We start from the raw sequence: 23,173 nt of genomic DNA on the forward strand, positions 1-23,173 counted from the left end.
ATTCTTCTGAGTTTAGACCTCCTAATGTGAGAGCTTATTTGAAACCATTAAGCTCTAGATTGGACCTTTGGTTTTCCAAAGGTTCTTTTTTTGTGGGAAAAGACAAACAATTTAGTAAACTCAGATAAGTGTTGGGCTTTCGTTTGAAACATTTGGCATGACCAAATAAATTTTTGTTCTTGCAGGATTTAATGAGACAGATGTAGTAAATAATATGGATGTTAAATTGAAAGGAGTGTTCAATATGAAAGGACAAGCAACTCCTTATTTGATGTTTGATGGAAATGCCCGAGAAGCTTTAGAGTTTTATAAGAGTATTTTTGGCGGGGAATTATTAAACTTGCAAACTTATGCCGATGCAGGATATAAGGATGCCCCTAATGCAAATGACAGACTGATTCACGCGCAATTTAAAAAGGACGATTTGTTTATCATGGCTTCAGACTGTTTTCCGGGACAGTCGATTGTAATCGGAAATAATATTTCATTGGCTTTGGATTTGGAATCAGAGGAAGAAATTCAAAAAATATACGATGCACTAAAAGAAAGAGGGAAAGTTCACATGGAGCTGCAGGACACATTTTGGGGAGCAAAATACGCCAAAGTTGTCGACCCTTACGGCGTTATTTAGAACCTGAATCATCAAAAATAAAGAAAAAAATTGGGCTGTTTCCTTAGATTATTGCATCCTTTGGAAACAGCCATTCCTATTTATCAAAATGTCCACTCCAGACGGACAAAACTGCGATTTGTCCACGAGTGGTGCCTGACACCATGGTGACACCACTTTTATGTCATGTGTACGGTTTTTATGTGTTGGAGGTTGAGGTAGATGGGTTCTTCTTTTGCGGTGATGAGTTCGACAAAGTTGTTTTTGATTGCTTGGATGCGGCCCATTACATTTTCGTTCTCTCCGATGTTGAATACAATTAGTTCGCCGATTAATTTTTCGATTTGCACTTCAAATGATCTTGCAAAGGTTATATTGCTCGGATTGACTGGAAGACTGGAGTTGCTTAAACCGTATGGACGCTGGTTATTTGTATATGGAATTAACCATTTTAAATGGCTGAGTGAGATGAACATTGTTTTGTAGATCGGGGAGTAAAAAACAAAGTAGTTATTCATTATGCTAATAATATAGCCATGCAGTGCTTGTTTACTTGTAACATATATTTCTGTGAAAATTCCTTTCGCTGATGTAAGTGTTTTTCTTAAAGAAATTTCTTCATTGTGATTATAGATAGGTTCTGGCTCATCAGTAAAGGTAATTTCATCAATTTCATCCTGTTTTAAAATCTGCCAATTTTGGATATGGATCGTGGGGATATAAAGATAATCAATTCCATTAAATATAACCCATAAATCACTGCCGACATCGATTAGCTTTCCATTTAAAAATTTCTTACCGGATATCTCGATTTTTATATATTTTCCTATATTTTCTTTCATTCTCACATCACATCCTTTCCATGACCGTCTGTTTATCGAAATGAGAAGGGCATACAACATAATTACCATTCATACCTATAAGTCTGCTTATTTTTCTTGCCCTGCTCATCGTTTCATATGATTGATCAAGTTATGAACTGTCTTGGAATGTTCATAAGAAGTTTTCATGATTAAGAACAAAACAAATTCATTAAAATCTTGGATCTCTGTTTCGACTGAACCATCCGTCGAAAATGCTTGGACGGTTAAGCTCACGGGGAGGAATTGGTTCACCTAAAAATCGGAATGCTCTAACCGGCTGTTCTGTTTGCCTAGGTTCATTCTTTTTATCTAGACTTGCTTCCTGTGCTTTATTTCCTGTTTTTGTTTCCTGTTTTTGTGTGGCCTTTATCTCTTTTACTGGCTTCTTATTCTCCTTCATCTTAGAGGTGTTAACTGTTTTTTCCTTTTTCATTTTTTTAGATATTGCCTCATTTAGTTTATCATTATTATTTTTGATCGGACGTGACCATACCTTTCCAGGTTGCTTCATTTCCTCTTTGATCACTTTGATTGATGGTTCTGCTTGAGTTTGCTCCGTTTCCGAAATGGAGGCAACTTCTTCGAAATTTTTTTCCTGTTTTCGTGGCTTTTCCGGAATAATTTGCATTTTAACAGGCTGGGCCCAATCTTTTTCGTGCTGTTCAATTACTTCCGGGATGATAGGTTCTGCATGATATTTAGGTGTCACTGATGTTAAAGTTACATTTTCAACAGACTCTTCTTGTTCTGTCGGTATGGTCGAATTAACTTTTAATTGTTCTTCCGGGAAATTTTTAATCGGTTGGGACCAGTTTTTTTCAGTCTGTTCCATTTCTTCCTGGATTATTGGTTCTGCATGATATTCTAACACGTCTCCCACTGAAATGGTTTCTTCTTGATCTGCTGTTATTCCTAAAAGCATTTCTATTTGTTCTTCTGGGAATTGTTTGATTGGCTGGGACCAAGCTGGTTTTTGTTGCTCATTTTCAATAGAAGCTTTGTGTTTTAATTCAGATGCGGCCTCTGCATCTTCTATTTTTTGAGTCGAAACTAATTCTTCATCCAATACTACAGGACTTGCATAGCTAAGTTGTTCTGTTTGTGCTTTTATTTGATTTTCCACTTCTTCTGACTCGGTATTTTCGTTTTCTTTTAATTCGCCTTTAATTACATTAGAAACATTGTGAAGTTGGATCAAAATACCATCTGAACCATTAATTAGTGTGAGATAATCTGAACCAATATTCGTTAAAATTCCAGTAAATTTTTGCTTGCTAATGCAAAAAATTGTGACCCAAGAATTAGCCAGTGACTGTAAGAGTTCACGTAAGCTTTGTGTTTTCAGATAATCAGTGGTTGTTTCCTCACCTTGAAATTGTTTCGTATTTTTGGTGATGGCTTGAATCTGATTGATGTTGTAATAAAAGATGTAATTATTTTCATTTTCGATAATGACATGATCCGATTCCACACCAATTAGCTTACCTTTATAAACATTTTCTCCAACATATAAGTTAACATTAAAGCCGACTAATGAATCTAATGTAGATAAAAAATGATCTACACCCATTTTTTTATCCTCCTTTAGATGGATGGTCGCTTCTCTATTCGAGAAGCGACATGGTGTTACCTTTCTTTATTTCTGGCATATTCCGAATTGACAATTCGGTTACGTAGCTGTTGTCTTTCTTCTTCTGACATTTTCGCCTGATTATCATCGGATTTTTCTTCTTCTGCTTTTTCTAACTTTAATCCATAACTGATATTGCGAATATGGTACATGGACAGGCGGACGATTTCTTCTTTATTAATTAAGGAAACAAAATGATTATTTACATCACTCAAGACACCTTCCAATTTCTCAGGGCCACCTCTGTTAATTTTCACCCATTGAAATTTTAGAGAATCCAAAAGGCCATGGAAGGTATCCGCTCTTTTATATTCGAAATCTTCTGGAACTTCTATGTGAAATGCAAGCTGTTCCTTCGCATTTTCGGTGACGCTTTTAATATGATGTGTGTTGTAGTAAACAACACCATCATCTTCAGTAATGATGACGAGATGATCGTCCATTACATCTAATAACTTTCCGATTCTTGACTCAGGGCCGCCGCGGTCTATCTTGATAATTTTTCCGATCAAACTGCGCAACATATCTCTATCCATAAAACGTTTTTCCTCCTTTAAGTTAAATAAACATTTACACTGCATCTATATGTATCATGGCATGATGTTGTACTAATAAAGGAGCCTTTTTTCATGTTTTTTTTTGGGAAAAATAGGCAAAAAAGAAAACAATATATTTAATGCTGTAATTGAACTGGTTGAATGGTTCTTTAAAATGCTAATTGTGTTTTTGAGGCTGAATGGATCAATTGTAAAAATAAATTTTTGTCTATAACCATTTCTTTCTTGTTTCCATAAATTATGGATGAAAAATATTTATAGAAAGTGGTGGCTATTTGGTTATGAGGTTGACTATGGAGGAATTACTTGCTGAGGCTCAAGCGAATGGGGTAATAGATTTTTTAGAAAATAAGCCAATAGAGGCACAAAGGCACAGAAGCAGAGGCTGTCGTGGTTCGAGAAGAATAAGAAGTACACGTCGAACAAGAGGCAGCCGCGGAACGAGAGGAACCCGTGGTACAGGTGAAAGTAGAAGTAGCCGTAGGGCAAGAAGCTCAAGAGGCAGCCGCGGAACGAGAGGGACCCGCGGTTCTCGTGGAAGCAGAAGCAGTCGTAGATCAAGAGGTACAAGAGGAAGTCGTGGAACAAGAGGCAGCAGTGGAATGAGAGTTTCACGGGGCACTCGCGGGAGCAGAGATACACGTAGAAGCTCAAGAGGTATCCGTGGAAGTCGAAGCAGCCGCGGAACGAGAGATTTACGGAGCACTCGCAGAAGCAGTAGTGGCCGTAGATCAAGACCTAGTCGCAGAAGCAGAGGCAGCCGTAGAACAAGAGGTACAAGAGGTTCACGAAGATCTAGAAGATAAATATATAGGTTCAAAAAACAAGCTGGTTTAAAGAACGAGCTTGTTTTTTGCCTAATGGCTGCTCCTGCTATTTGTCCATTAAAAAATCTTGTCGAGAAATATTTTTCATAAGATTCACCAAAGCGAATTGCGAAAATAAAATCACAGCTTACTATATTAAAAGGAAGTCTTTAAAGGAATAGGATGGGTGTATAATGGATAAGCGAGTGGCTGACATCCAACAACGAGTTAAGAAAGAGCATAGAGACGTAACAAAGTATGTTAAACATGTTTTCGATGCTTTGGACCAAAAGGCAGAGGAACGTCGTAAGCTGGCAGCCGCTAATGCTTTGGCTGGAATGAAAATAAATGGCGAAGCAGAAAAAACTTTTTATGAAACTATCTATGAAATGAAAAAACTGTTTTTAGATGTACTGGAGAAAACAATTGCCGATTTTGAACACCAAGGTGATAAACATTGGGAGAAAAATTATAAGGACGGTGTAAATGAATAAAAAGCAGTAGGATCGGCAGAAGAAGTCCGATTCTACTACTTTTTTATTACAAAAATTGATTTCCTCTCATATAATAATGAGCAAGTATTTCTTTAGGGACCATGCTGCCGCCCGTTGCCCAAATAATGTGTGTAGCTTGGCTCATTTGTTCCGTTAATTTCTGTTCCTGCAAATAACCCAAGCCTTCCTTGAACAATTTTCCAGGACCGGCCATTCCGGCTAGGGCAGAAGGTTCTAAATGAATACCTTCTATATCCGCAAGGTCCTTCAGCAATATAAATAACTGTTCATCACTGACAGTATAACAGCCGCTTAAAAACGGTTCTATGGTTTTTCCGACAAATCCAGATGGCCTTCCGACTGCAAGCCCATCTGCATCTGTGATATTGTCGATCTCGACATCCTGGACAGAAATTTGTTCGTGCAGTCCTGTCATAAGCCCTAACAACATGGAAGGGGAATGAGTTGGTTCGGCGAAAAAACAGTGAACATGATCTTGAAATATTAATTTTAAGCCAAAAGCCACACCGCCGGGACCGCCGCCAACACCGCATGGGAGATAGACAAACAATGGATGATTCTGATCCACTTGAATAGTTAATTCATCTAGCTGCTTCTTTAATCTTAAAGCTGCAACAGCATATCCTAAAAAGAGGTCATGTGAATTTTCATCATCAATGAAATAACAGGAAGAGTCAGTTTGTGCCTGCTTGCGTCCCTCAGCAACAGCTTGGCTGTAATCAGAATCATACTCGATGACATTGACATTTTTACTGCGGAGCAGGTCTTTTTTCCACTGTTTCGCGTCAAGAGACATATGTACGGTAACCTTAAACCCTAATTTTGCACTGATAATTCCGATGCTTAAGCCTAAATTACCGGTAGAGCCTACTGCGATAGAATATTGGGAGAAAAAGTTGCGGAATCTGTCACTGTCTAGAATAGAGTAATCATCTTCTAAGGTCAGCATTTTATGTTTCATAGCTAAATCCTCGGCATATTTTAGTACTTCATATATTCCTCCTCTTGCTTTAATAGATCCTGAGATTGGCAAATGACTGTCACATTTCAGCAGCCATTTGCCCAATTGCGGAATTTGATATTCACGAACCAGCTTATGTTGCATTTCTGTGATTTCCACTAGAGGAGACTCTATGATTCCATTAGCAGCTTGAGTTTCTGGAAAAGCCTTGGCAATATAGGGAGCAAACCGCTGTAATCGTTTTTGCGCCTCCAGTACATCTTCAAGTCCAAATTTCACCTTCTTAATACCAGTTTGGAAGTTTTCAAGTTTAGGGTTGATCCAAAATACTTCTTCCAATGAAATTAGCTTTTTGAATAAAGGATATTGATGCAGCCATTGCTGTATTTTAAACTTGTTCATTTCTCTGCCTCCAGCATAATTAGATACTTACAGTTTACCATATCATGATGAAAAGCAAATAATAGGGGAGAGGAAGTTGAAAAAACCCCTATTCAATACAGTTGATTGAATAAGGGTTTTAAGCTTATTGGAATTTCCGTTTATTAAGATTTATCTTAATAAAACATTCCTCCCATATAGCTTGCTCCTACAATGATAAGGAGAATAAACAATACGACGATTAAAGCAAAACCTGCTCCAGCAGTTCCACCCATGCTTTTTCACCTCCAACATCTTTTAGTACAGTTTATGTTGAAGGGGAAAAAGACGTATAGACAATCATGCCAGATTTGCACAGATATTTTATGAAAAATGGATTAATTTTCCCGTCTTTCTCCTGATTCGTCCAATTCATTTGGACGCGGCATGAATCCGAAAGGACCTCGTGGGCCTAATTCTGCACGGTGAAGTGCGACAATTTCTTCAATTCGAATGATTATTTTAAGTGGACGCGGTACCATCCTGTTTTGTATTAGAATGACATCTTTACCTACACTAAGAAGCCTGCCTTCAAATGAACCTTGAGTGGTAATAACATTTACTTCTTCATTCACATGCTCATGGGCATAATAATAAAATGTATTTTCGTTCATGTTTGATTACATCCTCCTCTCAAAAACAGTAAATGCAAGTAGATGAAAAATGGCATTGTTTTTTTATAAATTTTTTATAATTTCTTAAACTCATTTTATAAAAGAAAAAAGCACGAGCAGAAACCGCTCATGCTTTTTAATGCTTCTAACTGGCTCGTTTTGCACTTGTCGGTACTTCGCTTACTCCGCTTTTCTGCCTGTACTTTGGATACAAATTACACTTAAAGTGGCAGCTAACAATGATACAAAAGAAATATGCAATAGTACAGAACCTAAACTTAAATGGGTATAAATTAAAACAGCCCCGCTCAATCCTTGCAGAATAATCAATAGAAAAGAGATCAAGCTCAGACAGTAGAGATCCGGGCGTACTGCACGGGATTTTCTCGCCATCGCGATCAAGGCAAGCAGGAGGATGATTAAGACAAGGGCAAACAAGCGGTGGATGACATCAATCCAAAATGCATTTCCTGCCTCTGATAGCTGTTCAGTTGGTAAGGGAAATCCCTGGAAGTATGCACCTGAACCTGTTTTCGCCACAAATCCGCCAAAATAAATGGCACAATATAAAATGATAAAAGTCCCCCAGGAAAAAATTGAGAGGGAAGCAGGCGTATTTCCTGTATATTGCCGATTTCTTTCCTCATGGTAAATGATATAAGCGATATTAAATAATGCTGAAAACGAAATAAGTGCAACTCCAAGATGTGCTGCCAGCAATAACGGGGAAAGGGCAACCATTACGGTTAAGGCTCCCAATGTCGATTCCCCAAGAATTCCTAATACAGCAAAAGCAGCAAGCCATTTTAATCTCGGGGACTTATAACGAAACCATGCGACGAAAGCAACCACAAATAATAATATACTAGCAAGGGCAACGACAATACGATGTGTATATTCAATGACGGAATGGTAGTCAGAGAAATCAGGGTACAGTTTCCCATTACAAAGCGGATATCCAGGTCCGCATCCCATTGCAGAATTTGTCATTGTATCAATAAAACCAATGATATTTACTAAAAATATTGTAGCGGCCGCAATAAAGGAAAGCCAAAAATAACGCATTTTTTTCACGTCCTTAAATTAAAAATTTCACTTGGACTTGAACTTTACAACAAAGAACAAGGCACATTCAAGTGCCTTTTGCGAACTCAAGCTGTCTATTAGCTCTTTTATAAAGAAGGGGCTTCTCTTTGCACATGGAATATTGTACACCGAGAAGCCAGCCTTAAAGAAGTATTTACTAGCGGGGCAGGGGATTGCCTGCCTCGAATGTCTATTGAACTTGCGAATTAAATGACATAATCCAAATGGAGCCAGAAACAATAGTAACAACGAAGACAATACCTAAAATTAATGCCGCAACATTGTATCTAGGTTCTTCTCCATCACGAATATGCATGAAGAAGAACAACTGGATGACAAATTGCAGAACAGCGGCAATCAAAATGCTAACCATCAGTGCTGTTTTTGCCATCATGTGATTTAATACTAAAACTAACGGGATAATGGTCAAAATAATGGAAAACACAAAACCTGTGACATATGCTTTAACCGATCCATGGTTCGATTCGTGGTTTGACATATTACATTACCCCCATTAAATAAACAACTGTGAAGATGAAAATCCAGACAGCGTCCAAAAAGTGCCAGTACAGACTAATAATTGAAATCTTTCGTTTGGTATCGGAAGTGATACCTTTTTTGGCTAATTGAACAATTAAGCCAATCATCCAAAAGATACCGAACGTAACGTGCGCTCCATGTGTCCCTACAAGGGTGAAGAAGGAGGTGAGGAAGGCACTTGTAGAAATTGTAGCCCCCTCAGCAGCCATACTAACGAATTCGTGAATTTCAAGACCGACGAATGTCGCACCCAGAAGCAGGGTAATAATCAGCCAGCTGATTAGTCCTTTTTTATTTCCTTTGTGCATTTCAAGTACAGCTAAGCCACTTGTAAATGAACTTACTAATAAGACGAATGTTTCAATCACGAAACCAGGAATATCAAATTCCTTTCCGGTAAATCCGCCATTCGTATGTGTATGCAAAACAGCATATGTTGCAAACAAAGTACCAAACAATAAACAGTCAGTCACAAGGAAAATCCAAAACCCTAATATTTTTAAACTGTCTTGGTCAACATGACCATGATCATGGTCAGAAACATGTGCAGAAACGCTTTGTTGCATGTTTTCAACCTCCTAATTAGCTGTTCGCTGAACCGAAGCGTTATTCCGTAATGCTTTTTCAGTTCGCTCGATTTCTTCTACTGTAATGTAATAATCTGTGTCATATTGGAAGGAGCGGACAAATAATGTAATGGCCACACCGATTAATCCGATTATACCCATCCAGAACCATTCAAACGTAAAGCCAAATCCAGCTACAAAGAAGAAACATGACATGATGAAAGGAACTCCTGTATTCTTTGGCATATGAATTGGCTCATATTTAACTGGTTCTTGTTTGTATGTGCCATTTTGCATTTCTTGTTTTTGATACCACCAAGAATCACGGCCTTTAATAGTCGGCAGAATTGCAAAGTTGTAAGCCGGAGGAGGGGATGGGATGGACCACTCCAATGTACGGCCATTCCATGCATCACCAGTAACATCACGTTCGCCATGTTTAATGCTGTAAATAATTTGCCAAGCTTGGAATACAAATCCGGCACCCATTAGGAATGCACCGATCGTTGAAATAAAGTTAAGCGGGGCCCAGCCCATATCCCAACCCATGGTTTGGTTATACGTATAAATCCGGCGTGTCATTCCCATGAAACCAAGAGCATATTGCGGCATGAAACATACATAGAAACCAATTTGCCATAACCAGAACGCCCATTTACCTAATTTATCGTTTAATTTAAATCCGAATACTTTTGGCCACCAATAATACATACCTGCCAGATACCCAAACACAACACCACCGATTAATACTTGGTGGAAGTGGGCGATTAGGAAGTAACTGTTATGATATTGATAGTCGGCAGGAGCTGCAGCAAGCATAACACCCGTTGAACCGCCGACAAGGAAACATGGGATCATGGCATAGAACCAAAGCAGCGGTTGTGTAACAGTAATACGGCCACGGTACAGCGTAAATAGCCAGTTAAAGACTTTCACACCTGTCGGAATCGCAATAATCATCGTACAAATGGCGAAGACGATATTGACGTCAGCTCCGGCACCCATCGTAAAGAAGTGGTGCACCCATGTGTAATAGGAAACAACACTAATGGCAATCATAGAGAATACCATGGATCCATATCCAAAAATCCGCTTTTTCGCGAATGTCGCAACCACTTCAGAGAAAACACCGAAAGCAGGCAGGACAACGATATAAACCTCTGGGTGACCCCACATCCAAATCAAGTTAACCCACATCATTGGGTTACCGCCGGCAGTCATTGTAAAGAAATGTCCACCGAATAAACGGTCAATCGTTAACATAATCAATGAAACTGTTAAAATAGGGAATACTCCTAAAATCGCAATGGAAGATGCCATTACCGACCAAGTAAATAAAGGCATATCACGTAATCGCATTCCCGGTGCACGCATTTTAAGAATCGTTACGACAAAGTTAATACCAGTTGCTAAACTTCCGATACCGGAAATCTGCACACCCCAAATCCAGAAGTTCTGACCTGGACCAGGGCTGAATTGATTTTCAGACAAAGGCGGATAAGAAAGCCAGCCGGCGTCCGGTGATCCACCAATAACAAATGAAAGATTAAACAGCATAGCGCCAAGGAAGAATAACCAGAAGCTGATGGCGTTTAATGCTGGGTATGCAACGTCACGAGCTCCAATTTGCAATGGAACAACCATGTTAAATAAAGCGAACATAAATGGCATTGCCATGAATAGGATCATGATCGTTCCATGTGTAGTGAATATTTCATTATAGTGTTCAGACTCTAGAAAATGGGCATTTGGAATTGCGAGCTGCAAACGCATTAAAATCGCGTCAACGCCCCCTCGGAATAACATTAACAGTGAAGCAATGAGATACATGATCCCGATTCGTTTATGGTCGACAGTTGTAATCCATTCTCTCCAAAGCCATCCCCACTTTTTAAAATAGGTGAGGTAAAAAATAATGGCGACGGATACTAACACAATAGAAACATCTGCTCCATATATCATCGGATCGCCTGTTACAAAAAATCCTGATGTATTCATGCCATAATTCCCCCCTGAATTATTTATTTTGTGACTTCATATCCATGCCAGACATATCCATGCCAGACATATTCATGCCAGACATATTCATGCCAGACATATTCATGCTGTCACCCATATGGTTCATATGATCATAGTATTTTCCACCGTTTTTGTTCACAATGGTCTCAAACAATCCGCTTGGATAAGAAGAAAAGCTTAATTCTTTTGAAAGACCTGGTTTTGACAAGTCTTTATAACCAGCGGTTGTTAAGGCAGGAGAGTTTTTCTTTACTTGGTCTGCCCATTTGTCAAAATCAGCTTGTGTGACCGCTTTTACTTTGAATTGCATATGCGCAAATCCTTTACCGGTAAAGTTTGCACCAGAACCGAAATAATTGCCTGTTTTATCAGCTTGCAGCCATAGCCCCATTGACATACCAGGCATTGTATACTCTTGTCCGCCTAATTGCGGAATCCAGAAAGAGTTCATTGGTGCATCAGAAGTAAGAATAAATTGCACCGGAACACCTGCAGGAATTTCTGCATAGTTGACAGTAGCTATTTTCTTGTCCGGATAGGTAAACATCCATTTCCAGTCCATAGATGTTACTTGGACAACAATTGGTTTAACATCTTTAACTGGAGGCTTGGTTAATGCCAAAGTAGTTTTTGCAGTGAAGAATCCAAGTACAGCAACAATAATAATCGGAATACCCCACCAAACAACTTCAAGCAGCCTGCTGTCATCCCATTCTGGTTGATATGGCGCCTTATTATCCGGTTTATCACGGTAGCGGACAGTAATATAAATAAAGATGCCGATAACCGGAAGAATAATAATGGCACAAAGAACAGCTGAAATAATAATGAGTTCTAATTGCTGCTGGGCGACAGGACCTTTCGGATCCAGCACAATAAATTGGCTTTTGTCACAACCAGACAACAGTACCATGCCCAATAACGCTAAGATGGAATATTTAGCAAATTGGATCCCTTTTCTCAATGTGAGTTCCCCCTTCACTTAATTTAAGTTTTTAATAAAAATACATATTAGTAAAATGCTATTTAAATATAACAGAAAAAAAAGGAATTGAGTATAGAGTTTTGCCTATAATAGAGATTTGTCACAAAACGTTCATTTTTGTATGTAAGATTTTCCTCTATAAGTAAGATGAACAGGGAAATAAAACAATATTTTATATTTTTCGAAAATAATAATGGTAAATTGTACTATTGAAACAACAAAAAGCTTGAGAAGTCCTCAAGCTTTAACTTTCAACTAGATAAGTCTTATTGTTCTTTATAAAAAATAATGCATTATCATCAACAAAAGTTTGGACATTATCAGAAAGGAGGATGGTTTTGCCAGTCTTGGAATTGTAATATGAATTTTCCTTCAATACAAGGATGGTTCCATCGGATTTAACAACAATATTTTTTGCATGAACAGGTGTAGAAAGATCTTCTACTTTTTCCTTGTTTCCTTTGTCATACTTATAAACGGAAGCAACTCTTCCTTCATCATTCAAGATGCCGTAATAGAAGGAGTCATCATATACGGCTAATGGAATCGCATTATTTTTGAATTTCTTCGTTTCGCCGTCTGCTACAACCCAAATATTGTAATTTGCATCTTGATAGAATAATTCATTTTTGGTTGATAACATCATCGGTTTGTCGATGTAACTATGATCCAAAGGCATTACGGACATATGACCGTTCGTATTAATGTGATACATTTTTGTTCTCGTCTGGTTCCCAATTAAAATGTACACATCATTTGTGTATGGACTATAGGCAATGGATTTAAATGTCGAGGTGCTTGAGACCCCATTAAATGTTTCAATTGTTCTTTCTTGCTGCGAACCTATTTGAAAGGTTTTTAAAATAAGAGAATTCTTTCCTTTTAATCCGATAAACAAACTGTCATTTCGAATCCATTTTAAATAAACAATTTCATGGGTATCCGTTGTGGAATACAATTCCGATTGGTCGGATAATTTAACAATATGAAGTTCATTTTGATCGTTGACATATGCCGCCAATTGATGATTTTCGGAGATTTTTATTTGGCTCACAGGATCTTTTGCTGCCAAGATTACACCCTTATCTGATTGCTTATGATCAATACTCGCCGAAACTGGTTTGCTTGTGCCGGCATGTACAACTTCATTTGGATTTTTAAGGAGACTGTCATAATGCCAATAAACTCCCGTTTCAATCCCTGTGATGAGCAGTATACAAATTAGAAAATATTTCATTTTCTCATCTCCTTATTCCGGCATAACGACAAAACTGGTGGCAATTTTTCTTTCTCCTAATACATCAGTAGGCTGGTTTAATAATACTCCGTCTTTAACCATCGTGGAGGAAGAGCCGCCGTCCAAGTTTGCAGCGTTAACTGCCCCGTATTTAAGCATAAGATTCATTAAATCTTTCATGGAAGCGCCGAGGTCATCTGGTCCGTTTACCATTCTTCCGGACGTTACAACCATAATGACGGTTCCATCTTCCCTCTGTCCAATTGCTGTTCGGGGAGCATATCCCCAGCCGCCGTCTCCTTCGATAATTCCTTTTCCGTCTTTCACTAGAACTGGACCAAAGGTAACCGCTTGTGTTACATGGTCCTCAATCAATTCTTTCTGCGAATAAGTGCCGCATACTAGCACTCCTTCATCTGTAAATCCGATGGTAGGAGCCGAGTCGCCACTTGTAATAACTTTTCCGTCCTGTATTGTATTGCCAAGCGGAATTCCGCCAGTACCGCGATAAGCCACATCACTGAACGAGCCGCCGTTAATGCCAGCAACCGCGTGGGCGTCATCAACCATTTCGCTTACCGTTTGACCCACATCCCCTTTGTACTTTGTAACAGCTACTCTTATTCGTTTAGGATCGTGAACGAGCATGATTTTTGCTGAAAAAGTAGGCGCATGGTAATCTTTTACTTCGATAGATGAGTCATTTACGTCTTTAAAACTAGCAAAAATCGTTGATCCTTTTCCGGCAACATTATTCATTTGTGGTTTCGTTTCATTTAAAGAGACTGTCCACAATGACAGTGGCTCCAAATATTGAGGATGCATCGAAGTAGAAACAATACCTATTACATAATTTTTTAAATTAGGAAATGGTCCGTGAAACACCAAAAATACACTGCTAACCCACACATATATAAAGGTTAAAAGCACATAAAAACAGAACTTTATGAACTTCAATAAAACTCACACCTTTTTTACAGTTTTTAAATTAGTAATTTATTATTCTCGCCCACTATATAATAATGTGTTCTGAAAAAAAAAGATAGTGGAAAATAGTTCGTAGTAAAAATTTTCACTGAAAAAGTCGAAAAATAACATGGAAATTAGTGGTATAAATATGAATATTCTCTATTTTAGTATAGCTGTATTTATATTTTAGTCTAGGACATGGTAAGTTTATTATTTTTTTACCATGGCGGAGGGACGTATATTGAAACTGTTGAAACAAAAGCTTATAATTCCTATGGAAATAAATTGAATGAAAGGTTGTATAAATATGAAATTATACAATTCCATTTTAGAGCTAATTGGTCATACTCCAATTGTGAAGTTAAATCATTTGCCTGATCCAAAAGGTGCCTCCGTTTATATTAAATTGGAATCGTTTAATCCAGGTGGAAGTGTGAAAGACCGCGCTTCGTTTAACATGATCAAACGAGCAGAAGTTCATGGGAAAATTATTCCCGGAAAAAGTGTGATTATTGAGCCTACATCCGGAAATACAGGGATTGGCTTAGCAATGGTGTGTGCTGCACGAAAATATCGTTGTATCATTACCATGCCTGATAATGCCACAGAAGAGCGAGTGAAAATTTTAAAAGCCTATGGTGCTGAAGTTCTGTTAACCCCGTCAGAAAAGGGGATGCAAGGGGCAATTGATGAGGCATATCGAATTGCGAAAGAAATTCCTGAAAGTTTCATCCCAATGCAATTTGAAAATCCTGCTAATTCGGATGCCCATCGGGATACAACCGCTATCGAAATTTATGAGGCTTTCGAAGGCAATTTAGACGCCTTTGTCTGTACTGCAGGAACAGGTGGTACTGTAACTGGTACCGGTGAAGTATTAAAGAAAAAAATCTCTGGTCTAAAGATTTATGTTGTTGAACCAGCGGGATCTCCAGTTTTATCCGGCGGCAAACCAGGCCCGCATAAAATTCCTGGAACAGGACCAGGATTTATCCCGAAAATCTTAAATCAATCCATTTATGATAAGATTTTACTAATTGAGGATCAAGATGCCCAGGAAACAGCCCGCCGTCTAGCTGCAGAGGAAGGGATTTTAGTTGGAGCATCAGGGGCTGCCTCTATTTATTATGCAATAGAAATTGCGAAAAAACTTCCCGCTGGTACAAATGTTTTAGGCTTGGCGCCGGACACGGGAGAGCGTTATTTATCATCTGATCTATTCCCGATTTAAAATACATAAAAGCGTCGGTAGAAAACCGGCGCTTTTACCTGCAAATTTATTTTCTTTTTATTGGATCGTTTTCCTCGGATATTTCCATTCCATAAGCAAACCGTTTGGAAACGCCGCCTTTACTGTGAGTATAATTGGAATTATACAGCATTCGATGCACGATCATTTCACCAGCTGTTATGATAATAGCTGAAATAATACTTCCCCACGCGATTTGCATATAGTTATGAAGCAGGACGCTTCCAAAAATCCACACAACCATATAAGATAGAAGAAAATCAGCGATTAACGCATTGCGATTTCCAATTCGGGATAGTAAAATCATGTCACCGGCAATGAAAGAAACAATTGTTGTTAGGACACTAAACCAAACAACATCTGTCCATGCCGCTTTGAAAAATAAATCAAGACCGACTGCATAGGCAATCATACAAGTGACAAATTTTACAATAAAAACCAAAACATTATTCATTTGTCTACCTCCTTACATACCATTTTGGTCAAGATGTGAAAAATTCATTCAACACGTGTCATAAAAGAAGGAGGTTTTGCATGAAAGTGTTGGAAATCACCATGGAATAACGATAATGTGAAACTAAAATTTTATTGGAAATTGAGGGAAGTTAGTTGAAATATAAATCCCAATTTTGGTTAATCCAGATACTGTTGATTCTATCGATTATTTACATTTGTTCGAAAGTTGATTTTTTATTCCGTCCGATCGGTGTGTTTATTTCAACACTATTCTTTCCGATTATTATTGCCGGATTCTTATTTTTTTTGTTAAACCCCGTCGTAAGTTTTCTTCATCGCAAGGGACTGCCAAGAGTAGTAGCGATCATTTTTATCTATATGGCTGTTGCTGGAATTATCTTGGTAATCGCTGAAAACCTTGTGCCTTATTTAGGTAAGCAGTTTACTGCCCTTGCAACCGCACTTCCAGATTATGCGAATCGAACTGTTAAATATTTTAACAAACTGGTTCAATCGTCAGAATTTCAATGGGCTGTAACTTCACAAAAAAATCTTCTGCCAACTTTTGAAGAAAAACTTACGAAATTTGCTAATACTTTGCCTGAACGAATTACTTACAGCATTACGAATATACTTGGTGTCATTGCTAATATAGCGGTGATTCTTGTCACTGTTCCATTTTTATTATTTTACATGTTAAAGGATGGCTATAAATTTCCGATTGCTTTATCGCGTTTTTTTCCTATTACGTTGAGAGACGAAGGCCTGACTATTTTAAAAGAAACCGGTGAAACACTTTCATCCTATATCCATGGTCAAATTGCTGTTGCCTTATCAGTCGGAACGATGACTTTTATAGGTTACCTGATCATCCACTTGCCATTTGCTCTGGTGATGGGTTTAGCGGTTGCTTGTACCTACTTTATTCCATACATCGGGATGGTGATAGGTGCGGTACCGGCAATCATTGTTGCATGCTTTGATTCGCCTACTAGAGTGGTACTCGTTCTAATTGTCCTAATTGTTTCACAACAAATTGAATCCAATTTATTATCACCTCTTATTCTTGGAAAAAGTCTGGATATTCATCCGGCAACCATTATCATTATTTTGCTTGCGGCAGGGAATCTGGCTGGTATCATAGGGATGATTTTGGCAGTTCCCTCCTATGCAGTTGGAAAAACGATCGTCTTAAATGCAGTAAAGTTTTTAAAAGCCAGGAAAAAATCGAGTCTCCAATGAAATTACATGAAAAAGGAACCTTAGGCTAAATTTAGCCTGAATGGTTCCTTTTTTGTGTGTAAAACTAATACACAAAAGTTTCTTACATGAGGGGGAAAATAAATGAAATGTCCTTCCTGCGAAAATTTGAATCAGGATGGAGCAAATTTTTGCATAAATTGTGGTCGTGAATTTTTTAATCGGGAAAATTATCATCATGAGAAATACAGTATTTTTTACTGGTTTGCAGACAAAGCAGATGGTATTCCAAGAAGTCACCGTTCCGCTGAACCAAAGTTCAGGAATATTTTTTCGCGAGTATTCCGTAGACATACAGATACGGAAGCAGAACGACTTTTCATTGTAGGAACCGCACTTACGACTCCAAAAATTGAGGAGGTAGTGGATACATGGCCGAAGCCCTGGTTATTTTCAAGAGTATTTTTGGTGGCTATGATCGCCTACATAGGATTGTTTATTGGGGTAAATGTGTTTAGAAATATTAATTTTATCCCTGGATTAATTATCGTTGGTGCTTTTGCCGTTCCGTTTACAACCTTGATTTTCTTCTGGGAAATGAATGCTCCCCAAAATATTGCGATCTATAAAATCGTATATGTCGTGTTTATTGGGGGAATCATTGCTCTTTTAGCTGCACTCGTTTTTTACGATATCTTTGGCAGGAATAATATAAATCCCGTTACCATTGGAATTTCTGAAGAACTTGCAAAAGTGATTGCCGTAATATTCTTCGTGCGTAATACGAGATACCGATATGTGTTGAATGGTTTATTAATAGGTGCTGCGATTGGGGCAGGATTTGCCGCTTTTGAAACGGCTGGTTACGCATTACGCGCGCTCTTAACCGGAAGTTTTCAGGCACTTTATAGCACGATCCTATTCCGCAGTATTTTCGCTCCTGGTGGTCATGTTGCCTGGGCAGCATTGACAGGAGCAGCTGTCTGTATTGTTCAAGGAGAAAAAAATTTTCGGTTTAATATGCTATTGTCGCCAAAATTCCTTAGTATATTTTCTCTCGTTGTGGCAATGCATGCTTTATGGGACTCCACGATCCCGGGTATCTTTCCATTCGGACAAATTTTTCTAATGATTTTTTCATGGGTACTTGTTATCCTTATGATTCGTTTTGGACTTAAGGAAATTACCGAAAAAAAGTGGGGGGTAAGACATATTCCATTAGAACCGTCGCCATCTTAAGTTGTTTTGCAACAAATTCTTCCAGCTAATATCCCCCTAATAAGCCAGTCGTGCAATTACCGCGGCTTATTTTAATTTAAAAAAACCCGCTGAAATGGCGGGTTTCTTTAGAATTAAGTTAGTCCAATCCTGTTTGTGATTTTCCGGAGGCGTGTCCATTGACAAAAGTAACTAAAATGGAATTCGGACCGGCTTTTCCGGCAAAGGTATAAACCTCAAGCACCGAATTTCCTGATTTACTTGTAGTTTGAAGGGATCCGTTCCCGAGAAATTGTTCCACTTCCTTTAACGTCATGCCGCCTTTTCCAGTCTTCGGATCTCCTATCCGCACTTTGTCATAGTCTTCTTTGCTGGGCATGGTAGAAGCACTTTGTTGTGGCGGTTTCGACTCATTTGTGATATTTGGAATCCCTCTGATGACTCCTATAATGATAAAAATCAAAACTGCAGCTGCCACAATGACCATGATAAATTTTATGAATTTTCCCATTTTATTCACCTAAATCCTTATTCATGATAATACAGTCGTTATTACTATAACATCATGTACGAAATACGTCGATTATCAGCAGCCTGTTATAAAAAAAGATTTTAGATGAGGCGGATGTACAAGCTAAAACTGTTTTTTTGAATAATTTATATCGCAAAAGGAATTTATGATAAAAGGAGTGGATGATTTTGAATACTGGAAATAACTATTTCCAATGGTCCGGGCCAGCATGGAACGACCCTTGTTTATTAAATAATGATGGGCAGCAGCCAATAATGAATCATGCGCCAATGAATAGAACTACCGATACCCGTCGCAGCAGCGCAGAAAATCGGAACGGTGACACTGGCAGAAGCAGCAGAGATCGAAATCGAAACCGCGGCAGCCGCAGCAGTAGTCAAAACAGACGTAACCGAGATCAAGAACTCATCAGAGAAATTCTTGATAGATTTTTATAGTAGAGTAAATTTTATGTAAGAATGAAAAAAGGGCTAAAATCGGCCCTTTTTTCTTATTTTTCCAGGAAGGCAAGGATTCTAATCAAACTGCCCTGTCGGCTCGCTAAGTCGGTGAGAGTTCTAACTATGTGATTATTCATTCATCATTTTAAAAAACATATACGTAGAAACGCCCATAGCAGCTATAAACAATCCAATGTCGGCAATTGTGTACCAATAATATGGATCCACCCTTTATCCCCTCATTTCATCGTTTTTCTGCCGCTGTATAATTCTCCTCAAAAAATTATTTTCCCGGGATTAAATAGTTTAAACATTTCACTAGAAATTAGTATCGGTAATAAAAAACAATGTGTATTAAATGGAAGAATTGCACACATATCGAATAAATCATGTCAATCAGGGGAAATTAACAGTAAATCATAAAGAAGAGAAGGTATGTATATGGCAAAACTAGCGATGAAGCTAATGTGGATCGAAGTGTCCATCGGAATTCTATTTTTGATTTATGAGTTACTAACCGGCCAGCCCTGGGCAAATACCGGCGTACCATGGACAATGGATAATAATTTCCACTTTACTATTGCACTTGGTTTTTTTGTTGGTGCCGGATACACATTTATATTGGGTTCGGTGATTGGATCGATCGGTAAGGAACGCCATTCAAAAGTTAAATAAGCGCCTTTTCGAAAGAAGACATGTAAACAGAGCTGTCTCGCCGACAGCTTTTCTTTTGTTCCGATGGATTGTGTAAACATTTAGGAGTAAATTTTTAAAACATTGGGGGAATAGAAAGTGAAAAAAAGGAGCCGATATGGTAAATTCTATATCTTGGGTTTACTGGCCTCACTAATGTTGGCTGGTTGTGACAGAAGTAAATTTATTGTTCTTGACCCGAAAGGACCTGTAGGACGGCAAGAGATGGATTTAATTATTATTTCGGTCATTTTATGTGCCGTTATAATCATTCCGGTGTTGGCAATCTTTTTTCATATCATTTTTCGATATAAAGACACTCCTGGAAACAAAGCTCCATACCAGCCTGAATGGGCCGATAGCAAAGTGCTGGAAATTGTTTGGTGGGGCATTCCAGTGGTGATCATTGCGATTCTCGGGGTTTTTACTGCAAGAACAACCCTGAATTTGACAAAACCTCCTGTAAAGGATGTAACACCCGTTGTTGTTCAAGTCACTTCATTAGATTGGAAATGGCTGTTCACATATCCCGGCCAAAGAATTGCAACTGTTAACTATGCAGTTATACCTGCAGGGGTTCCGATTCAATTTGTGTTAACCTCTGATGCGCCGATGAATTCATTTTGGGTGCCACAACTTGGAGGGCAGGAATACTCAATGCCAGGTATGTCCATGGGCTTATGGCTTCAAGCCGATAAAACAGGAGAATATTTCGGTTCTGGTGCGAATTTTACAGGAAGAGGTTTTGCTCATATGCAATTTAGGGTAAAAGCAGTTAGTCAAGCTGATTTCAATAAATGGGCAGCGGGGCTTAAGAAAAACTCACCGGCTCTTACAAATGATGGATATCGAGAATTGTCCAAACCAGGTAACGTAAAAGAATTAAGCTTTTCCTCATACCCTAAGAACTTATACGAAAATATCGTCAATAAAAATGGAGGAATTTATTATCCTCATATGCACCATATGGGCGATACAATGCATATGCAAAAAACGGCTGATTAAAAGGAGGAAATTATGAATACATCGGGTTTCTTTGTTACAGGCGATCCCATGATTTATGGGGCGGATGTTTCCATTGTTTTGGCCATCATCGCGATTGTTGCCTCCCTTACGTATTTAAAAAAATGGGGATGGTTATGGAGAGAATGGCTTACAACGGTGGACCATAAAAAAATTGGCATTATGTATTTGCTTTCGGCGCTTCTTATGCTGTTCCGCGGCGGGGTTGATGCCATCCTCATGCGTATACAGCTGGCGGTTCCAAATAATCGTTTTTTAGCTTCGGAACACTATAATGAAATTTTCACAACACATGGAACAATCATGATTTTGTTTATGGCTATGCCATTTATGTTTGCTTTATTTAACATGGTTGTTCCGCTGCAGATCGGGGCCCGAGATGTTGCCTATCCGGCGTTAAATGCTATCAGCTTTTGGTTGTTCTTTATTGGAGCTATGCTTTTTAATATTTCTTTCGTCATCGGCGGTTCAGCTGACTCTGGCTGGCTTTCCTACCCACCTTTATCAGAAGATCAATTTAGTCCGGGACCGGGACAAAACTTCTGGATATGGGGGATTCAAATCTCCGGTATCGGGAGTCTTGCAACAGGCATTAACTTTGTTGTAACGATTTTGAAAATGCGAGCGCCTTCCATGCGTTTACGAGATATGCCGTTATTTACATGGTCAGTGTTATCGTCATCGATTGCGATTCTTGGGGCGTTCCCAATACTTACTGCAGCACTAGTGATGTTGACAATCGACCGTTTATTTGGAGGCCATTTCTTTACCATGGATGCCGGCGGGAATCCTATGATGTGGGTCAATTTGATTTGGATGTGGGGCCATCCTGAGGTATACATCGTTGTATTACCGGCTTTCGGTGTTTTCTCGGAGGTTGTGGCAACATTCTCGAAAAAGCTTACATTTGGCTACGGTTCAATGGTATTTTCAATGATTGCGATCGCTGTCGTTTCTTACTATACTTGGGTGCACCATTTCTTTACAATGGGTGCCGGTGCAGATGTTAATATCGTTTTCGCTATTTGTACGATGATTATTGCGATTCCAACAGGTGTGAAAGTATTTAACTGGTTGTTTACGATGTACCGCGGTCGTATCCGTATGACACAGCCTATGTTATGGTTCTGTGCTTTTGTTCCTTGCTTTCTGGTCGGCGGTGCAACAGGTGTTATGCTTGCTGCTGCTCCTGCAGACTATCAATATCATAATAGTTATTTCCTCATAGCTCACTTCCATCAAGTCTTAATCGGGGGTGTTGTGTTTGGCTATCTGGCAGGAATGTATTATTGGTGGCCAAAACTGTTTGGATTTAAGTTAAATGAGCGATTGGGCAAGTGGGGATTCTGGTTATGGCAAATTGGTTTCTATGTATGTTTCATGCCGCAATACGCCCTTGGTTTCATGGGAATGACCCGAAGAATTTATACCTATGGTATCTCCTTAGGATGGGATATGGGCTGGGCTCCTCTCAATTTCATCTCATCGGTCGGTGCATTCTTGATGGGGGTAGGTTTCATTTTTCAAGTATGGCAAATTCTTTACAGCATCAAATACGGTGAGCGTGATTTTACGGGCGATGCTTGGGATGGCCGGACATTAGAATGGTCCATTCCATCTCCGCCGCCAGTTTATAACTTCGCTGTGCTGCCAGAGGCTCATGGTCGTGATGCATGGTGGTACAAAAAACAAGAAATAAGGAAACAAGATTCAAAACCAGAACCGTACGAATATGAGCCGATCCATATGCCAAAGAATACCGGGGTTCCTTTCATCATGGCTTGTTTTTTCTTTATTGCAGGATTTGGGTTTACGTTCGAATGGTTCTGGATGGGAATTATCGGGCTAATTGGGGTAGCTGTTACATTATTCGTCCGATCATTCCAGTACGATACCGATTATTACATTACCGTTGAAGAAATCGAACAAACAGAAAAAGCGATTAGAAGTCAACATACAGTTCCCCCAACTGTAACGGTAGTGT

At 38.8% G+C, this 23,173-nt stretch carries 26 protein-coding genes; 11 read left to right on the top strand and 15 right to left on the bottom strand.

Annotation, left to right across the window (positions count from 1 at the left end; all coding sequences use genetic code 11):
* Positions 1 to 244: 244 nt before the first annotated feature.
* Positions 245 to 631: a VOC family protein gene (locus tag BFU02S_RS05380; protein ID WP_066367617.1), complete on the top strand. Its 387-nt coding sequence runs from the start codon at positions 245 to 247 to the stop codon at positions 629 to 631.
* A 158-nt stretch (positions 632 to 789) separates the two neighbouring features.
* On the opposite strand, the gene BFU02S_RS05385 is transcribed toward BFU02S_RS05380, so the two are convergent.
* The 3 genes from BFU02S_RS05385 to BFU02S_RS05395 all read right to left on the bottom strand — a co-directional run bounded on the left by BFU02S_RS05385 (position 790) and on the right by BFU02S_RS05395 (position 3,639).
* Complete coding sequence (locus BFU02S_RS05385; protein WP_066367619.1) at positions 790 to 1,452, bottom strand: YwrJ family protein; 663 nt, start codon at positions 1,450 to 1,452, stop codon at positions 790 to 792.
* A gap of 190 nt (positions 1,453 to 1,642) precedes the next feature.
* Positions 1,643 to 3,043 (bottom strand): DUF2642 domain-containing protein, encoded by a 1,401-nt coding sequence (locus BFU02S_RS05390; protein WP_066367626.1) that lies wholly within the window; start codon positions 3,041 to 3,043, stop codon positions 1,643 to 1,645.
* Positions 3,044 to 3,099: 56 nt separating this feature from the next.
* Complete coding sequence (locus BFU02S_RS05395; RefSeq protein WP_066367629.1) at positions 3,100 to 3,639, bottom strand: YwrJ family protein; 540 nt, start codon at positions 3,637 to 3,639, stop codon at positions 3,100 to 3,102.
* A 474-nt stretch (positions 3,640 to 4,113) separates the two neighbouring features.
* On the opposite strand from BFU02S_RS05395, the gene BFU02S_RS16650 reads away from it, so the two are divergent.
* The 3 genes from BFU02S_RS16650 (at position 4,114) to BFU02S_RS05400 (ending at position 4,960) form a co-directional block, all read left to right on the top strand.
* On the top strand, positions 4,114 to 4,266 hold the full coding sequence (locus BFU02S_RS16650) for a hypothetical protein (RefSeq protein ID WP_157075861.1): 153 nt from the start codon (positions 4,114 to 4,116) through the stop codon (positions 4,264 to 4,266).
* A gap of 57 nt (positions 4,267 to 4,323) precedes the next feature.
* On the top strand, positions 4,324 to 4,497 hold the full coding sequence (locus tag BFU02S_RS16655; RefSeq protein WP_157075862.1) for a hypothetical protein: 174 nt from the start codon (positions 4,324 to 4,326) through the stop codon (positions 4,495 to 4,497).
* A 163-nt stretch (positions 4,498 to 4,660) separates the two neighbouring features.
* A complete protein-coding gene (locus tag BFU02S_RS05400) occupies positions 4,661 to 4,960 on the top strand; it encodes a hypothetical protein (RefSeq protein ID WP_066367632.1) in 300 nt (99 codons plus the stop codon).
* Positions 4,961 to 5,006: 46 nt separating this feature from the next.
* Here BFU02S_RS05400 and dsdA read toward each other — a convergent pair whose 3' ends face one another.
* The 10 genes from dsdA to BFU02S_RS05445 all read right to left on the bottom strand — a co-directional run bounded on the left by dsdA (position 5,007) and on the right by BFU02S_RS05445 (position 14,204).
* A complete protein-coding gene (dsdA, locus tag BFU02S_RS05405; protein WP_066367634.1) occupies positions 5,007 to 6,344 on the bottom strand; it encodes a D-serine ammonia-lyase in 1,338 nt (445 codons plus the stop codon).
* A 155-nt stretch (positions 6,345 to 6,499) separates the two neighbouring features.
* On the bottom strand, positions 6,500 to 6,598 hold the full coding sequence (locus tag BFU02S_RS16285) for a YjcZ family sporulation protein (protein ID WP_084360995.1): 99 nt from the start codon (positions 6,596 to 6,598) through the stop codon (positions 6,500 to 6,502).
* Between the two features lie 102 nt (positions 6,599 to 6,700).
* Entirely contained in the window at positions 6,701 to 6,976 is a 276-nt protein-coding gene (locus BFU02S_RS05410; RefSeq protein WP_066367636.1) for a hypothetical protein, read from the bottom strand.
* A 180-nt stretch (positions 6,977 to 7,156) separates the two neighbouring features.
* Positions 7,157 to 8,041, bottom strand: a complete 885-nt coding sequence (locus tag BFU02S_RS05415; protein WP_066367638.1) for a COX15/CtaA family protein — start codon at positions 8,039 to 8,041, stop codon at positions 7,157 to 7,159.
* A 211-nt stretch (positions 8,042 to 8,252) separates the two neighbouring features.
* Positions 8,253 to 8,561, bottom strand: coding sequence for a cytochrome o ubiquinol oxidase subunit IV (cyoD, locus tag BFU02S_RS05420; protein WP_066367640.1), 309 nt, complete (start codon positions 8,559 to 8,561; stop codon positions 8,253 to 8,255).
* 1 nt (position 8,562) lies between these two features.
* Entirely contained in the window at positions 8,563 to 9,168 is a 606-nt protein-coding gene (gene cyoC / locus BFU02S_RS05425) for a cytochrome o ubiquinol oxidase subunit III (RefSeq protein WP_066367642.1), read from the bottom strand.
* Positions 9,169 to 9,180: 12 nt separating this feature from the next.
* Positions 9,181 to 11,166 carry a cbb3-type cytochrome c oxidase subunit I gene (locus tag BFU02S_RS05430; RefSeq protein WP_066367644.1) on the bottom strand — a complete coding sequence of 662 codons (1,986 nt, stop codon included), beginning with the start codon at positions 11,164 to 11,166 and terminating at the stop codon, positions 9,181 to 9,183.
* 19 nt (positions 11,167 to 11,185) lie between these two features.
* Positions 11,186 to 12,100 carry a cytochrome aa3 quinol oxidase subunit II gene (gene qoxA / locus BFU02S_RS05435; RefSeq protein WP_066367671.1) on the bottom strand — a complete coding sequence of 305 codons (915 nt, stop codon included), beginning with the start codon at positions 12,098 to 12,100 and terminating at the stop codon, positions 11,186 to 11,188.
* A gap of 316 nt (positions 12,101 to 12,416) precedes the next feature.
* On the bottom strand, positions 12,417 to 13,409 hold the full coding sequence (locus BFU02S_RS05440) for a hypothetical protein (protein WP_066367647.1): 993 nt from the start codon (positions 13,407 to 13,409) through the stop codon (positions 12,417 to 12,419).
* A gap of 12 nt (positions 13,410 to 13,421) precedes the next feature.
* Complete coding sequence (locus tag BFU02S_RS05445) at positions 13,422 to 14,204, bottom strand: phosphodiester glycosidase family protein (RefSeq protein WP_066367650.1); 783 nt, start codon at positions 14,202 to 14,204, stop codon at positions 13,422 to 13,424.
* A 481-nt stretch (positions 14,205 to 14,685) separates the two neighbouring features.
* Between BFU02S_RS05445 and cysK the strand changes: the two genes are divergently transcribed.
* Positions 14,686 to 15,609: a cysteine synthase A gene (gene cysK, locus BFU02S_RS05450; protein ID WP_066367652.1), complete on the top strand. Its 924-nt coding sequence runs from the start codon at positions 14,686 to 14,688 to the stop codon at positions 15,607 to 15,609.
* 46 nt (positions 15,610 to 15,655) lie between these two features.
* Here cysK and BFU02S_RS05455 read toward each other — a convergent pair whose 3' ends face one another.
* A complete protein-coding gene (locus BFU02S_RS05455; protein WP_066367654.1) occupies positions 15,656 to 16,081 on the bottom strand; it encodes a DUF2512 family protein in 426 nt (141 codons plus the stop codon).
* Positions 16,082 to 16,236: 155 nt separating this feature from the next.
* Here BFU02S_RS05455 and BFU02S_RS05460 point away from each other — a divergent pair, with 155 nt between their 5' ends.
* Positions 16,237 to 17,325 carry an AI-2E family transporter gene (locus BFU02S_RS05460; RefSeq protein WP_066367657.1) on the top strand — a complete coding sequence of 363 codons (1,089 nt, stop codon included), beginning with the start codon at positions 16,237 to 16,239 and terminating at the stop codon, positions 17,323 to 17,325.
* Between the two features lie 102 nt (positions 17,326 to 17,427).
* Entirely contained in the window at positions 17,428 to 18,522 is a 1,095-nt protein-coding gene (locus BFU02S_RS05465) for a PrsW family intramembrane metalloprotease (RefSeq protein ID WP_066367660.1), read from the top strand.
* 118 nt (positions 18,523 to 18,640) lie between these two features.
* Here the strand turns inward: BFU02S_RS05465 and BFU02S_RS05470 are convergent, their stop codons facing one another.
* Positions 18,641 to 19,012 (bottom strand): hypothetical protein, encoded by a 372-nt coding sequence (locus tag BFU02S_RS05470; RefSeq protein WP_066367662.1) that lies wholly within the window; start codon positions 19,010 to 19,012, stop codon positions 18,641 to 18,643.
* Between the two features lie 188 nt (positions 19,013 to 19,200).
* Here BFU02S_RS05470 and BFU02S_RS05475 point away from each other — a divergent pair, with 188 nt between their 5' ends.
* The 4 genes from BFU02S_RS05475 to BFU02S_RS05490 form a co-directional block, all read left to right on the top strand.
* A complete protein-coding gene (locus tag BFU02S_RS05475) occupies positions 19,201 to 19,470 on the top strand; it encodes a hypothetical protein (RefSeq protein WP_066367664.1) in 270 nt (89 codons plus the stop codon).
* 444 nt (positions 19,471 to 19,914) lie between these two features.
* Positions 19,915 to 20,148, top strand: coding sequence for a hypothetical protein (locus BFU02S_RS05480; RefSeq protein ID WP_066367665.1), 234 nt, complete (start codon positions 19,915 to 19,917; stop codon positions 20,146 to 20,148).
* Positions 20,149 to 20,265: 117 nt separating this feature from the next.
* The gene (locus tag BFU02S_RS05485) at positions 20,266 to 21,171 is read left to right on the top strand and encodes a ubiquinol oxidase subunit II (protein ID WP_235841986.1); all 906 of its coding nucleotides are present in this window, start codon (positions 20,266 to 20,268) and stop codon (positions 21,169 to 21,171) included.
* Positions 21,172 to 21,183: 12 nt separating this feature from the next.
* Positions 21,184 to 23,173, top strand: a 1,990-nt coding sequence (locus BFU02S_RS05490) for a cbb3-type cytochrome c oxidase subunit I (protein ID WP_084360997.1), incomplete at its 3' end; no start/stop codon positions are given.

Source organism: Neobacillus fumarioli NBRC 102428 (genome assembly GCF_001591485.1).
Classification (GTDB): domain Bacteria; phylum Bacillota; class Bacilli; order Bacillales; family Cytobacillaceae; genus Neobacillus; species Neobacillus fumarioli.

Coding starts and splice junctions, on each gene's coding strand:
- BFU02S_RS05380 (WP_066367617.1), top strand. CDS start 245: ATGAAAGGACAAGCAACTCCTTATTTGATGTTTGATGGAAATGCCCGA.
- BFU02S_RS05385 (WP_066367619.1), bottom strand. CDS start 1,452: ATGAAAGAAAATATAGGAAAATATATAAAAATCGAGATATCCGGTAAG.
- BFU02S_RS05390 (WP_066367626.1), bottom strand. CDS start 3,043: ATGGGTGTAGATCATTTTTTATCTACATTAGATTCATTAGTCGGCTTT.
- BFU02S_RS05395 (WP_066367629.1), bottom strand. CDS start 3,639: ATGGATAGAGATATGTTGCGCAGTTTGATCGGAAAAATTATCAAGATA.
- BFU02S_RS05400 (WP_066367632.1), top strand. CDS start 4,661: ATGGATAAGCGAGTGGCTGACATCCAACAACGAGTTAAGAAAGAGCAT.
- dsdA (WP_066367634.1), bottom strand. CDS start 6,344: ATGAACAAGTTTAAAATACAGCAATGGCTGCATCAATATCCTTTATTC.
- BFU02S_RS16285 (WP_084360995.1), bottom strand. CDS start 6,598: ATGGGTGGAACTGCTGGAGCAGGTTTTGCTTTAATCGTCGTATTGTTT.
- BFU02S_RS05410 (WP_066367636.1), bottom strand. CDS start 6,976: ATGAACGAAAATACATTTTATTATTATGCCCATGAGCATGTGAATGAA.
- BFU02S_RS05415 (WP_066367638.1), bottom strand. CDS start 8,041: ATGCGTTATTTTTGGCTTTCCTTTATTGCGGCCGCTACAATATTTTTA.
- cyoD (WP_066367640.1), bottom strand. CDS start 8,561: ATGTCAAACCACGAATCGAACCATGGATCGGTTAAAGCATATGTCACA.
- cyoC (WP_066367642.1), bottom strand. CDS start 9,168: ATGCAACAAAGCGTTTCTGCACATGTTTCTGACCATGATCATGGTCAT.
- BFU02S_RS05430 (WP_066367644.1), bottom strand. CDS start 11,166: ATGAATACATCAGGATTTTTTGTAACAGGCGATCCGATGATATATGGA.
- qoxA (WP_066367671.1), bottom strand. CDS start 12,100: ATGGTACTGTTGTCTGGTTGTGACAAAAGCCAATTTATTGTGCTGGAT.
- BFU02S_RS05440 (WP_066367647.1), bottom strand. CDS start 13,409: ATGAAATATTTTCTAATTTGTATACTGCTCATCACAGGGATTGAAACG.
- cysK (WP_066367652.1), top strand. CDS start 14,686: ATGAAATTATACAATTCCATTTTAGAGCTAATTGGTCATACTCCAATT.
- BFU02S_RS05455 (WP_066367654.1), bottom strand. CDS start 16,081: ATGAATAATGTTTTGGTTTTTATTGTAAAATTTGTCACTTGTATGATT.
- BFU02S_RS05465 (WP_066367660.1), top strand. CDS start 17,428: ATGAAATGTCCTTCCTGCGAAAATTTGAATCAGGATGGAGCAAATTTT.
- BFU02S_RS05470 (WP_066367662.1), bottom strand. CDS start 19,012: ATGGGAAAATTCATAAAATTTATCATGGTCATTGTGGCAGCTGCAGTT.
- BFU02S_RS05480 (WP_066367665.1), top strand. CDS start 19,915: ATGGCAAAACTAGCGATGAAGCTAATGTGGATCGAAGTGTCCATCGGA.